The sequence below is a fragment of the Enterobacter cloacae complex sp. GYL001 genome (assembly GCF_049237125.1).
Classification (GTDB): Bacteria; Pseudomonadota; Gammaproteobacteria; order Enterobacterales; family Enterobacteriaceae; genus Enterobacter; species Enterobacter hormaechei_C.
Genome location: NZ_JBMKGW010000006.1, coordinates 56,437 through 69,782, shown reverse-complemented (window position 1 = coordinate 69,782; position 13,346 = coordinate 56,437). Strand labels below are relative to the sequence as shown.

Genomic DNA, 13,346 nt, shown 5'->3' with positions numbered 1-13,346 from the left:
GTGTTTTATCTTCCCAGTCATCATATTTGTGAAATAAGTCACAATTTATCCAATTTTTGGCGGAAGATTATGCTTCATCGACATAATCCATAGCCGCGCATCCCCAGATGGAAATGGTTGGCATGGGCGGCATTATAGTCCGGCCCCAGACCGTTACCGTAATAGCCACAGCTTGCCGAGAGCAGGGCCTGTAGCCAGGGCTGCGTCTTTTCCGCTTTCCAGCCGTTCAGGACGGTAACGCGCTGTCCATTTGCCAGCCTGAAAGCGCTGATATCCAGCGCATCCGCCGTGGCATGTTCGCTGCGCCGCGCATCCGGGCGGCTGTAGATATTGCGGCAGGCGAAGCTGCCCAGATGTTCAATACGCGTAAGCTCGCTTCCGGTCCAGGTTTTGGTGAGCGGTCGGGCCTGCTGGCTGACAAACAGCGCCGAACTTAACGCCAGCGGACAACTGGCCAGAAAGCTGCTGTTCAGGCTCACCGGGCCAAAATCGCGCACGCGCACCACGTTACTCAGCGGACACTCACCGGCGCTGTCAGCGACAGCCTGGGTACGGATAAGCTGGCGTTGATTCGCCTGCGCTAACAGGCTTTCGCATGCCTTCGGTGTTAAACGTCGAAGTTTAAACTGGGTTATTTTTCCGGGCGGATCGTCAAGCGTAAGCGGCACGAAAGGATTGTAATACGGCGGCAACCAGCGGTAGCCCACCGTGGCGATCCCGGCAATAACAATAAGAATAAGCAGACCTTTTCCTTTCACGCGCCCCCCTTCAGCATCCCCAAAACATTATGGCAGAAGGCCGCGAAACCCGCCGGGCATCGTGGTATGTTATGGGCTTTTCGTCAGACTGGAAGAGAGTGAGATGGCAAAGCAGCGCGTAGGTATTGTCTTTGGGGGAAAATCGGCAGAGCACGAGGTGTCATTGCAATCGGCTAAAAATATCGTTGATGCGATTGATAAAAGCCGTTTTGACGTGGTGCTGCTGGGCATTGATAAACAGGGCCAGTGGCATGTTAACGATGCCAGCCAGTATCTGTTACACGCTGACGATCCGGCGCACATTGCCCTTAATCCTTCTGATGTCAGCGTCGCAACGGTTCCAGGCGTGGAACAGGGACAGCTTATCGATGCCGGGAACGCGCAGGCGCTGGCACAGATTGACGTTGTATTCCCTATCGTTCACGGCACGCTGGGCGAAGACGGCTCCCTGCAAGGCATGTTGCGGATGGCGAACCTGCCATTTGTCGGTTCCGATGTGCTGGGCTCTGCCGCCTGCATGGATAAAGACGTCACAAAACGTCTCCTGCGCGACGCCGGTCTGAATATTGCGCCGTTCGTGACGCTCACTCGCGCCAACCGCGATAAACACAGCTTCGCGCAGATCCAGGCGCAACTCGGCCTGCCGCTGTTTGTGAAACCGGCGAATCAGGGCTCGTCCGTCGGCGTCAGCAAAGTCACCAGCGAAGCGCAGTTTAACGATGCCGTTCGTCTGGCCTTTGAATTTGACCATAAGGTGGTGGTTGAGCAGGGAATTAACGGTCGTGAAATTGAGTGCGCCGTACTGGGCAACGACTTCCCGCAGGCGAGTACCTGTGGTGAAGTGGTACTGAACAGTGACTTCTATTCCTACGACACCAAATATATTGACGACAAAGGTGCCCAGGTTGTGGTTCCCGCCGCGCTCGATCCTGACGTTAACGACAAGATCCGGGCGATCGCCGTTGAAGCCTATCAGGCGCTGGGATGCTGTGGGATGGCGCGCGTCGACGTGTTTCTGACGCCGGATAACGAGGTGGTGATTAACGAAATCAACACTCTGCCGGGCTTTACCAATATCAGCATGTACCCGAAGCTGTGGCAGGCCAGCGGGATAAGCTATCCGGAACTGATCACCCGCCTGATTGAACTGGCGCTGGAACGTCACGCCGCTGACAGCGCCCTGAAAAGTTCCGTTAACTAACGGTTAGTCAGCTTTCTCTGCCGTCGTCGTCTCATCGGGACGACGGCGGATAATAAATCCCGCCAGCCAGAAACTGATTACCCAGGTTACCAGCCCAACCGCATAGGTTTGCCAGCCTTTCGCTTCAAATCCCAGCAGCCCGACAACACCGTTGAGAATAAAGATCAGCCCGATCGCAAAGGCGTAGTAATGCCAGTCACGGCGTAATTTGGAAGTGAGCTTCATGACAACTCCGGCAGAAAAAAAACTATCCTCTCACAGTTTGATAAAGGCGTCTGTGGCGGATACGTAAATTCTGAAATGCAGCGCAGTTTCACTTATGTTATCAATTTGTGACGTGATGCAGAAATCGACAATCCAGGAGAAATCCTGAGCCGAATTTCCCACGATTCTGATATTGACAAATGCTATGACCTGTCACACTCACCCTGTACGACGCGTATTAAAACAGAGTGATATTATCGGGAGGTCTTATGGCAGACTTTACATTGTCGAAACCGATTTTTGGCGGAAAACAACCAAAAACCTCCACGGCGGGGAATATTGCCTATGCCCTGTTTGTTCTGTTTTGTTTCTGGGCAGGAACCCAACTGCTGAATATGCTGGTGCATGCCCCTGGCGTGTATGAGCATCTGATGCAGGTGCAGGATACAGGCCGCCCGCGCGTTGAAATCGGTTTAGGCGTGAGCACCGTATTTGGACTCATTCCCTTCCTCGCGGGCAGCATGGTTCTGGGCGTGATTGCCCTTGTCCTGCGCTGGCGCAACCGCCACTGATTACAGTCCCATACAGCGTGCCCGACGATCGTCAACGCGTTTCGCGAACCAGGCGGTCGTCAGGTTACGCGTGATCTTCGGGCTTTCCAGCTGAATGCCTGGCAGAATGGCTCTGGGTAAAGCCTTTCCACTTTTCTTCTCGGCCAGCGCAAAGACCTGCTTATACAGATCCGTTTTCTCAAACGCCAGGCTGTCGCCCTTCTCCAGCTGTCGGCGAATGTCGCTGTTGCTCATCTCCAGCTTCGTCGAGAGTTTTCGCACCGCACGTTCGGTGGTCCCGGCCTCACTGCTGCCGTAAGCAATGAGATCGCCGTCCAAAGCGAGCTTCACACCGCTGGCGCGGCTTACCGCATTCTGGAAGGCTGCATTTCGGCTGGCATACCAGCCCGCGTTAAAGTCGGCAAAGCGATACAGCGGTTTATCGTAGTTGGCCGGATAATTCAGCAGGTGATACGTCCCAAACCACAGCCCACCGCGCAGGGAGAAGACCTCCTGACGTACCGTACCGTCGATATCCCACGGATAGCCGTCGGTATGCTTTTCCGCAAATGCGATACTGACCTGCATCGGACCGCCGGTATGCACCGGATTTAGCGAGCCAAACAGCTTCTGCCCCATCGGCACCATATTGATGAAATCATCGAAAATGGCGCTAAGCTGTTTCTCGGTTTTCACCGTATCCAGCCGTTCACTGTAGCTTTTACCGTTTGGCGAGGTGATTTTAAGGGCGGTATGCACCAGGAAAACCGGGATATGCATCGATTCGGCCCGGCGGTCGATCTCCTTCCAGGCGATTTTGTTCAGGCCAGGCACTACAGGATCTGACTGATACATCGATTCCTGCTGCGCCACCGCGAGCACCGAGCAGATATTCTCCTCGGTAGGCGCGATCTTCTGGCTTTTGAAGGTCGCTGCCAGCGCATCAGCCCACTCACTGCGATCCTTCACGCTGGCGGGCATCTTTTGCCGCACCACGCTCGCCACATCAACGGGCTTCTCCCCTTCTTTGAGCGGGGCAGCCCCTTTTTCGGCACAGCCCGCCAGCACAAAAGCGGCGAGTAACGTCAGCGGTAATGCACGTGGTACGGCAAATGGCATAGCAATTCCTTTTTAACCTAATGTATGGGTGACTTCCTGCACGTCCTTATCGTCCAGCTCACGCTCGAAACTGCGTAAACGTTTGTAGATGGACATCAGCTCCACCAGCGTAGTCCAGGAGCTGATCAGATACTGGAACGAACCGCGAACCTGACCAAAGACGTTGGTGATTTGGGTCATCAGACCGAGCGTAATCGTACCCGCAACGATGGACGGGAACAGCAGGAACAACCCGAAAACGTTATCAACCTGAAGATAAAGAATGCGCGCGATATTGAAATACATGTAATGGAAATAGAGGCGGAAATAGTTACGACGTACGGCGCCAAACAGCTCACGCACGGTAGGCGGTGACGCACGGTTGGCATCGTCTTCGCCATACACCAGTTCTTTACGGTAGGCCGCTTCCACGCGCTGGTTTTTAAACTCCAGCCCCGGCAGCTTGATCCCCACCACCGCCAGCAGCCCCGTTCCCATCAGCGACCAGACAATCGCAGCAATCACCAGGCCGTAGGGCAGATGGCCGACAATCGGCAGCTCCGGAACGTGCGACGAGAGCGTCACCAGCACCGGCAGGAAGGCGATCAGCGTCATGATGGCGTTGATAAAGCTCACGCCCATATCTTCCAGAGTAGAGGCAAAACGCATGGTGTCTTCCTGCACACGCTGTGCGGCACCTTCGATATGCCGCAGGTGCTGCCAGTGTGCCATATAGTGTTCGTTCATCGCGGTACGCCAGCGGAACACATAGTGGCTGACGAAAAAGTTATTCATCACGCCAATCACCACGGCGATAAGGGCGATGCCGAGGAAGATCCCCACCTCATGGTAGAACTGGTTAATGGTCACTTTATGCGGCGAACTCAGCGCCGTCTGGATCAGATCGTAAAACGGCGCATACCAGGCGTTTACCGCTACGCCCACCTCCACCAGGAACCAGGTGACAAAGATGATTAACGACGTGCCGAGAATCGACCAGTATTGCCAGCGGTGAGGAGAATAGACGAACCAGAACATGGCAAAAAGCCCTACGCAGAGCACGTAATAAGCGTAGAAAAGCAGATAGCTCATGGACCAGAAGCGCGCTGCGCTAATGGGAATGTCGCCCGTTGCCCCCGTAAGACGGGTCAGCCACGCGCCGCCACCGGCCTGCCAGAAAATGACAGCCAGCAGTGCCCAAATAAATGCCGATAGGAAAAAGGGCCCCGGCTTTGGGAAAAAAGACTTAAACATTGTGCTTCCTTCTTGTTGTTATGGCTGTTGCTGTGTTCAACATATCGCCACACGAAACCTTGCCTGTGCCAGCCTCCCGGCTCAGGCAAAAAAGTGAGACCTGCGGGTGAATTATTAGTTCGCTTCACAGTTTTCAGGAATTGTTTCGGTGCGTTTCATTCGCAACAGCGATCGTAGCGTCTATCATACGGTCGATGTCACAAAATGGGAGCCACGCCGCAAGTAAATTGTTCAAATTTACCCACGGTTACGTTTTTCTCGCTATCGTTATGCAAATCGGGCCATTGCCCGACGCCGATTAGTAGTATAACTACCCGTAACTTTCCTTATTCACTTGATGGATGCTTTTCGTTGAAACGTTGTCTGCTCTCTATCGCCGCGCTGTGTGCGGTGAGCCTGTCCACCGCGCAGGCAGCACAGCCTCTGACGGCCCCGGTTCTGGCCTCTGACATTGCCGATCGCTACGCGAACCTTATTTATTACGGCAGCGGTGCGACGGGAATGGCGCTGGTCGTGATCGACGGTAACCAGCGGGTGTTTCGCAGCTTCGGTGAAACACGACCGGGAAATAACGTTCGTCCGCAGCTGGATTCCGTTATCCGTGTCGCATCGATAACCAAGCTGATGACCAGCGAAATGCTGGTGAAACTGCTCGATCAGGGCGTGGTGAAACTCGACGATCCACTCAGCAAATATGCACCGCCCGGCGCTCGCGTTCCGACATATCAGGGAACGCCGATCAGACTGGTGAATCTGGCGACCCATACCAGCGCCCTGCCGCGAGAACAGCCCGGTGGCGCTGCGCATCGCCCTGTCTTTGTCTGGCCAACCCGCGAGCAACGCTGGAACTACCTGAGCACAGCAACCCTGAAATCGGCCCCGGGCTCGCAGGCCGGCTATTCTAACCTGGCGTTTGATCTGCTGGCCGACGCTTTAGCGACGGCGTCGGGTAAACCTTACCCTCAACTGTTTGAAGAGCAGATCACGCGTCCGCTCGGGATGAAAGATACCACGTACACCCCTTCCCCGGACCAGTGCAAGCGTCTGATGGTGGCGGAAAAAGGGGCCAGCCCGTGCAATAACACGCTGGCCGCCATTGGCAGCGGTGGCGTTTACTCTACGCCTGGCGACATGATGCGCTGGATGCAACAGTTCCTCTCATCGGATTTTTACGCGCGTAGCAATCAGGCCGACCGAATGCAGACGCTCATCTACCAGCGTGCTCAGCTACGACGCGTCATTGGCATGGATGTTCCAGGTAAAGCCGATGCCCTCGGCATGGGCTGGGTGTATATGGCGCCAAAAGATGGCCGACCTGGAATTATTCAAAAAACCGGTGGAGGTGGCGGATTCATCACCTACATGGCGATGATTCCGCAATCAAACGTAGGCGCTTTTGTGGTGGTCACCCGGTCGCCAAATACACGCTTCGTGAATATGAGTGATGGCATAAATAACCTGGTGGCCGAGCTGAGCGCCAATAAAGCGCAGGTGCTTACGGCCTCTAACTGATCTCAATAGTCCGTGGGCAAACGGTTGATGCTGATCAGTTTGCCCCGGCTCATATTGATGTAGTTCCCCTGTCGCAGCGCCGCCAGAACCTCAGCAACGACCGAACGAGAAATACGAGTGCTACGCTGAATATGATTCATAACACCAATTTTTGAACGTAGCGTGTCATCCCACTCGGCCATATTGATCAGCATCGCCCGGATTTGGCTATAGGAATTATTTCCGACCAACTGCATGTCACGTTTTCCCAATAAATGGTTTAGCCATGACAGCCAGCAGAAAGCCTCTTGCCAAAGTTGCGCGTCCTGAATTAGCTGGTACGCGTCAGATGCCGGTAAATAAAATCCGGTACAAGGCGTTTGTGCCATCAGAGAATATTCAAGATAGTTTTCATTTATCCATGCGCTTAAACCGTGGATATACGGTGCCCGCGCAATACCCATAAGTAATTCGTCTGATTTACGGTGGACGGCCGTCAGGCCGGATTGTATGACAACGGTCAATGGTTCATCATCATTATTGCCGGTAGTTATTAATTGTTGTGGTTCGATCTTAAATGGGGTACCGGCGACTTCCATACACTTTATGAGCCGGCTTAATTCAGAAAGTGGCTTCGCATTAACGTTCATGCATACCTCAAGTCATCTGTATCTGTCGGTTCTTTATAATTTTTAAAACACATAAAAAAGCGGGGGAAAAATCCCCCGCGCTTTCTATATTACCAGGTATATTTCACACCCAGGTTTGCTCCCCAGTTCTGGTCAACGTCGCCGCCGCCCAGATAAGTCGCATCAGTGTAAGCACTGAAGTTTTTCGTGAAGCTGAACTGAGTGCCCAGTCCCACGCGAACCGCAGAGCCTTCCACGCCGTTATCAATGCTGTCATTGTTGATATCAGCATTGTTGTCGGCATCGTCATACACGTAAGCCAGTTTGAAGTAAGGCGTTAATGCCTGCTCGCCGCCGTAGTTGAAGGTATAACCTGCATCCACGCCGAGTTCATAACGCATACTGTCGTAAGACTGACCATCGATACGCATGTCGTTGCTTAGCTGGTAGTCATCACCGGACTGGAACAGGCCAGAGATCGCCGCGTAAGGCGTGACGTAGCCAGACAGGTTTGGTTTCCAGTCATAGCCCAGTTTCATCCCGAAACCAACGGCGTCAGTCGTGGTATTACCGTCAACATACTGACCGTTGCTCATGGTAGCAGAGAGGTCGTTGTTGAAGCGGGTGTAGCTCAGGGAGCTGTCGAGGAAGATGTCGTTCATGAACTTCGCCGACGCGTAGATCATCGCAGTCTGGCTGTCCTGATCGACCTGACCAGTACGATCGCTGATATCACCCTTCGCGAAACCAGCCGCACCACCGACAATCCACTTCGCGTTATTACCGTCGATCTGAGTATCCAGACCTACCATAATGCCGCTTACGTCCTGATCGTAGCTAACGGTGCCATTATCCGCGTCAAAGTTGCCGCCGAAATAGCTCACCCATGCGCCGCCGTTATCTGCCAGGCCATGACGGCTGTTGGTCAGACGGGTACCCACGGTATCCTGTTGCAGATTCCAGATGTTGGTATTAGCAGAAGGAATGCTCAGCGCCATGTTGGCGTAGTCAGTCAGCTCTTCCTGCTGGAGAACAACGGTGTCGCCCTTCTGCTGCGCCTGATAGGTGTATGCACCTAAATCAGCTTTGTTTGCCGCAGTAAAGCTGGCAGCGGTATCCGCGTTATTGTCATAGACGCGAACGATCTCTTTGTTTTCGTAGTCAGCTACGGAGCCTGCGCCGGTCGCATCGTCGATGCGCACTTTATAGTTACCGGCAACGTCACCGTTCACCGCCAGATGGCCGTCAGAGTTCAGCGCGACAACACCATAGTCGTAGTCCGCTTTAGAGCGATCGTTGGTGATATAGCGTGCGTTGTTCAGGTCGCTGTTCAGCACATAATCACGGCTGGCAACGTTAAGCACACCGCCATCGGTCAGCACCATATTGTGCGTATCAACCTGTCCCAGACCCAGCGCCAGCTCTGCACCGTTGTCCACGGTAATGGTGTTGGCATACAGCTCAGCTGTCTCTTCAGTGAGTGCAGCACGGCTGTAGCTATCCAGATACAGGCTGTCGGTAGCCACACCACCGCTGTCGCCAATATTCAGGCTAGACGCATTGGTCAGGGTGATGGAATCTGCCAGCAGGCCGGAGTTTTCAACATTGACCTGAGACTGGTTGTTCACCGTCAGCGCGTCGATGTTGGAGATCTTACGGGTATCCCACTCGGAACCGTTATCCAGCGCCACGTTGAACAGGCCGCTCTGATAAACTTCTTCACCTGCAACATGACCGTTGCTGTCAAAGGTAGAATCAGGCCAGATGCTGTTTGGAGAAAGCGTGTGCCAGTCTACATCGCTGTAGCCTTCACCATACATCTGCGCCGTGCCGATGGCTTCAACGCTGGACTGCGCGGCACCCACCCATTTACTGCCGTTGGTCAGCGTGACATCCAGCTTGTCGGTATCATCCCAGCCGTTGGTAGTTGGGTTATAGACGCCGTCATCGGTGGTATCCGTTGCCGGATCGCCATTCTCGTAGAAGTTGTTATCAAAGGTGCTGGCGAAAAGGATGTCGCCGGTAATGGTAGAGTGATCGAAGGTAGCGGTGGTCTGCATAGCGTTATCAGACGCGCCAGCAACAACGATCAGCGCCGCATCATCCGCAGCCGTGGCGTTGGTTTCACCGTAGTCGCTCGGCTTCGCCGTTTGACCGTAGAAGCCACTGGTACCCAGATCGCTGTACGCACCAGAGGTCAGCACAGAATCTTTCACCACCAGCGTATCGGTAAAGATATTGCTGCTGTTAGCAACGCCTTCAACACCGTCGTATGGCGTGTTATCCAGCTCCTGATAACCCTGCGTCAGCGTGATGCCCGCGATATGGGAGTTGTTCTGAATAACGATGTCAGATTCAACGTCCAGCGTGATCGCGTTACCCAGACCATAGGTGTCCAGATAATGCGTTTCAGTGGTTTCACCATTGACGACATCGTAGGCGTAATGCTCGTAGGTATCGTTGATGGTGGAGTTATCAACAGTCAGGCTAAAACGATCATACTGGGTATGAGTGGTACCGTCAGTATCCACGCCATCTGCACACGTCGTGGTCATACACTCTGACGTGATCATGCCGTTAATGGTGCTGTTAGAAATACTCAACGCGTTCGCACGGCCATTGACACCATCATCCAGATAGTATGTCGAAATAACTCCGTTTACGGTTGATTTATTGATGACTGGATAAATGTCACCATCATGTGTGGCATCTGAATAATCCCAGTCAGCATAACCATAATACCAGGGCGTGGACGCGGTATTGTCATAGCCAAAAGTATTATATGTTGTGCCGGATATATCTTTCGCATTGGCCTGAGAAGCGATAGCCAGTGTGCAGGCTAATGCAAGTTGTGATACAACCAGTTTCTTTTTCCATGTTTGCATTGGGTCATCCCTCCTCAGGGACGTAAGCAAGTTTGTCCATCAAATCATTTGGCAACATTAAATTGCGGAAGGAATTATGCAGTTTCAGTTCGAAAAGGTTCAATGAATGATTCCATTAAGTCCGTATTCAGACAAATAAGCTTGTAAACCCAGGACAATATCAATCATTATGAATAAATATTATAAATTCAACTGATTGCAAACTACTTTAGTTGCTTCGGCACATATAATAAAAAGCAATAAATCATTTATATTTATAATCCCGAACCAATATAGAAACCTCACCAATATTAAACACCAGAATAAGTTTTATAATATAGACAAAATACATACAGCGAATATTAGTCGATTTCGAAAATCTAAAAGACAACTTTAGTAAAACACCGCTCCCTGCTTTCAGGTACACTATACCTCTTTGTTCCACAAACATCAGGCATACCATGACCGATTTAATTGCACGTCCCCGTCGCCTGCGCAAGTCTCCCGCACTGCGCGCCATGTTTGAAGAGACAACACTGACCTTAAACGATCTGGTGTTGCCGATTTTTGTTGAAGAAGAGATCGATGACTACAAAGCCATCGACGCGATGCCGGGCGTGATGCGCATTCCTGAAAAGCATCTGGCCCGCGAGATCGAACGCATTGCGAATGCGGGCATCCGCTCGGTGATGACGTTCGGTATCTCCCACCACACTGACGCGACCGGCAGCGATGCCTGGAAAGAAGACGGCCTCGTCGCCCGCATGTCGCGCATCTGCAAAGAGAGTGTGCCGGAGATGATCGTCATGTCCGATACCTGCTTCTGCGAATACACCTCTCATGGCCACTGTGGTGTGCTGTGCGATCACGGCGTGGACAACGATGCGACCCTGCTGAATCTGGGCAAGCAGGCGGTAGTTGCCGCCGCTGCGGGTGCGGATTTCATTGCGCCTTCTGCGGCAATGGATGGGCAGGTACAGGCGATCCGTCAGGCGCTGGACGCTGCGGGCTTCACCGACACCGCCATCATGTCCTATTCCACCAAATTTGCCTCCTCTTTCTACGGCCCGTTCCGTGAAGCAGCCGGCACGGCGCTGAAAGGCGATCGTAAAACCTATCAGATGAACCCGCTGAACCGCCGCGAAGCGATTCGTGAGTCTCTGCTGGATGAAGCCCAGGGCGCTGACTGCCTGATGGTGAAACCGGCTGGCGCATACCTGGATATCCTGCGCGACATTCGCGAACGCACCGAACTGCCGCTGGGCGCCTACCAGGTGAGCGGCGAGTACGCGATGATCAAATTCGCCGCGCAGGCGGGTGCCATCGACGAAGAGAAAGTGATCCTCGAAAGCCTGGGGGCGATCAAACGCGCGGGCGCGGATCTGATCTTCAGCTATTTCGCGCTGGATCTGGCTGAGAAGAAAATTCTGCGTTAATCCGCTTTAGCGCCGGGTAACGGCTTCGCCTTACCCGGCCTGCTCTCTGCGCTAATCTTCACCAAACTGCAATACAAACGACATCTCCTCCTTCTACTGTCTGGGCAAGACGGCAGGAGGAGTGATCAATGTTTAGTCTCGACAGCGTTCTTGATGACCTTTGGCCTCAGGCGAGGCCCGCACCCTGGCAAAAAAGTCTGTTAAAAAGACTGCTTCACGAAGACGAATTTCAGCAGTTTGCCGCCAGCCACCGTCACCTGAAAGGGCTGGATATGGTGGAGCAGGTACTGGAACACCTTGATATTCACTGCTCCGTTTCCGCCCGCGACCTCGAACAAATCCCCGAACACGGCCCACTCATTGTGATAGCGAACCACCCCACCGGCACCCTGGATGGGCTGGCGCTGCTGTATGCCGTTTCCCGCGTGCGCCGCGACGTGAGGGTTGTTACCAACAGGATGCTGTCCCACCTTGAGCCCCTCAGTTCATTATTTATTCCCGTAGATAATATGGGCGGCAGAACCGCAAAATCCTCGCTGATACAGATGGAGCAGCACCTGCAAAACGCCGGCGTGCTGATCTTCTTTCCGGCGGGCGAAGTTTCCCGCCCAACGCGCAAAGGCATCCGCGATAAAAAATGGCATCCGGGCTTTATCAAGCTGGCCGGCAAACTACGGGTGCCGCTACTCCCGGTACATATCCAGGCGCACAACAGCCTGCTGTTTTATGCCAGTACCCTGGTCTCGCCAACGGTATCCATGCTGCTGCTGATGCAACAGATGTTTCGCCGCCGTCACAGTCAGTTGCCGATCAAAATCGGCCAGCAGATTGCCTGGAATGACCGGTTTAGTTCTACCCTTTCATCGCGTGAGATGGCCGAGCAGTGTCGTCAGCACGTGATACGTCTTGGCAAGGGATTGCCTGGCGTCTTTAAAACCCAGTGCGCCATTGCCCGCCCGGAAGACAGGGCGACGCTCAAGCGCGAACTGGCGCAGGCCGAGTGTCTGGGCAAAACCAGCGATGGTAAGGCCATCTATCTTTGGCAGCGCAACGGGCAGGAAGAGGCGCCTCTGCTGCGCGAGCTTGGGCGGCTGCGCGAGATTGCCTTTCGTGCCGTGGAGGAAGGCAGCGGGAAGCGCCGGGATACCGACAGCTACGATGATGACTATCTGCACCTTATTCTGTGGGATGACGATGACCTGGAGATTGTCGGCGCGTACCGCTTTATGCCAACGGCCATGCAGGTGGAAAAGCGCGGCGTCGAGGGGTTGTACAGCTACAGCCTGTTCCACTACGACGAAAAAATGCAGGACATACTTGAGCACGGTATTGAGCTGGGGCGCAGCTTTATACAGCCGCGCTACTGGGGGCGTCGCGGTCTGGACTATCTGTGGTCAGGCATTGGCGCCTATCTGGCACGCTATCCCCATTACCGTTACCTGTTTGGTCCGGTGTCCATCTCCGGCGGCTTACCGCCTGCCGCACGGGATCTGCTGGTGGCGTTTTATCGTCTCTGGTTTCCGGCCAGCCATCCCTTAGCCGCCTCGCGTCAACCCTACCCGGCCTCACTTCCGGACGTGCTGGCACAGTTTGGCGGAGTGGATTACGTGGATGACCTGACAAAGCTGAAATCCCTGCTCGGCAACCTGGGTTGCGGCATCCCGCCGCTCTACAAACAGTATTCCGAGCTATGCGAACCCGGCGGCGTGCAGTTTATCGATTTCGGCAGCGATCCGGCGTTCAATAACTGTATCGACGGGCTGGTGCTGGTGGATCTGTGTTATCTGAAGGCAAACCGCTATCAGCGGTATATAGAAGCACACCTTTAGCTCCGTTGCCCGGTGGCGCTGCGCTTACCGG

The 13,346-nt window shown here is 53.8% G+C and carries 11 protein-coding genes; 5 read left to right on the top strand and 6 right to left on the bottom strand.

The window, feature by feature from the left end:
- Positions 1 to 74 precede the first annotated feature (74 nt).
- The gene (locus tag ACOTWU_RS12940; protein WP_023296003.1) at positions 75 to 758 is read right to left on the bottom strand and encodes an extensin family protein; all 684 of its coding nucleotides are present in this window, start codon (positions 756 to 758) and stop codon (positions 75 to 77) included.
- A gap of 103 nt (positions 759 to 861) precedes the next feature.
- Here ACOTWU_RS12940 and ddlA point away from each other — a divergent pair, with 103 nt between their 5' ends.
- Positions 862 to 1,959, top strand: coding sequence for a D-alanine--D-alanine ligase (gene ddlA, locus ACOTWU_RS12935; RefSeq protein WP_017383150.1), 1,098 nt, complete (start codon positions 862 to 864; stop codon positions 1,957 to 1,959).
- A gap of 3 nt (positions 1,960 to 1,962) precedes the next feature.
- On the opposite strand, the gene ACOTWU_RS12930 is transcribed toward ddlA, so the two are convergent.
- A complete protein-coding gene (locus tag ACOTWU_RS12930) occupies positions 1,963 to 2,184 on the bottom strand; it encodes a DUF2754 domain-containing protein (RefSeq protein ID WP_015571318.1) in 222 nt (73 codons plus the stop codon).
- Between the two features lie 248 nt (positions 2,185 to 2,432).
- Here ACOTWU_RS12930 and ACOTWU_RS12925 point away from each other — a divergent pair, with 248 nt between their 5' ends.
- Positions 2,433 to 2,735 (top strand): DUF2755 family protein, encoded by a 303-nt coding sequence (locus ACOTWU_RS12925; RefSeq protein ID WP_003859159.1) that lies wholly within the window; start codon positions 2,433 to 2,435, stop codon positions 2,733 to 2,735.
- On the opposite strand, the gene ACOTWU_RS12920 is transcribed toward ACOTWU_RS12925, so the two are convergent.
- Both ACOTWU_RS12920 and sbmA read right to left on the bottom strand, forming a co-directional pair.
- Positions 2,736 to 3,833, bottom strand: a complete 1,098-nt coding sequence (locus tag ACOTWU_RS12920; RefSeq protein WP_017383149.1) for a DUF1615 domain-containing protein — start codon at positions 3,831 to 3,833, stop codon at positions 2,736 to 2,738.
- A gap of 12 nt (positions 3,834 to 3,845) precedes the next feature.
- Positions 3,846 to 5,066 (bottom strand): peptide antibiotic transporter SbmA, encoded by a 1,221-nt coding sequence (sbmA, locus tag ACOTWU_RS12915; protein WP_003859162.1) that lies wholly within the window; start codon positions 5,064 to 5,066, stop codon positions 3,846 to 3,848.
- A 351-nt stretch (positions 5,067 to 5,417) separates the two neighbouring features.
- On the opposite strand from sbmA, the gene ampH reads away from it, so the two are divergent.
- Positions 5,418 to 6,578 carry a D-alanyl-D-alanine-carboxypeptidase/endopeptidase AmpH gene (gene ampH / locus ACOTWU_RS12910; protein WP_045339045.1) on the top strand — a complete coding sequence of 387 codons (1,161 nt, stop codon included), beginning with the start codon at positions 5,418 to 5,420 and terminating at the stop codon, positions 6,576 to 6,578.
- Positions 6,579 to 6,580: 2 nt separating this feature from the next.
- On the opposite strand, the gene ACOTWU_RS12905 is transcribed toward ampH, so the two are convergent.
- Together ACOTWU_RS12905 and ACOTWU_RS12900 are read right to left on the bottom strand one after the other, a co-directional pair.
- Entirely contained in the window at positions 6,581 to 7,207 is a 627-nt protein-coding gene (locus tag ACOTWU_RS12905; RefSeq protein ID WP_017694440.1) for a helix-turn-helix domain-containing protein, read from the bottom strand.
- Positions 7,208 to 7,296: 89 nt separating this feature from the next.
- The gene (locus ACOTWU_RS12900; protein ID WP_032652677.1) at positions 7,297 to 10,071 is read right to left on the bottom strand and encodes an autotransporter outer membrane beta-barrel domain-containing protein; all 2,775 of its coding nucleotides are present in this window, start codon (positions 10,069 to 10,071) and stop codon (positions 7,297 to 7,299) included.
- 440 nt (positions 10,072 to 10,511) lie between these two features.
- Between ACOTWU_RS12900 and hemB the strand changes: the two genes are divergently transcribed.
- Together hemB and ACOTWU_RS12890 are read left to right on the top strand one after the other, a co-directional pair.
- Positions 10,512 to 11,486 carry a porphobilinogen synthase gene (hemB, locus tag ACOTWU_RS12895; RefSeq protein ID WP_015571323.1) on the top strand — a complete coding sequence of 325 codons (975 nt, stop codon included), beginning with the start codon at positions 10,512 to 10,514 and terminating at the stop codon, positions 11,484 to 11,486.
- Positions 11,487 to 11,614: 128 nt separating this feature from the next.
- Positions 11,615 to 13,315, top strand: a complete 1,701-nt coding sequence (locus tag ACOTWU_RS12890) for a lysophospholipid acyltransferase family protein (RefSeq protein WP_017383146.1) — start codon at positions 11,615 to 11,617, stop codon at positions 13,313 to 13,315.
- Positions 13,316 to 13,346 lie beyond the last annotated feature (31 nt).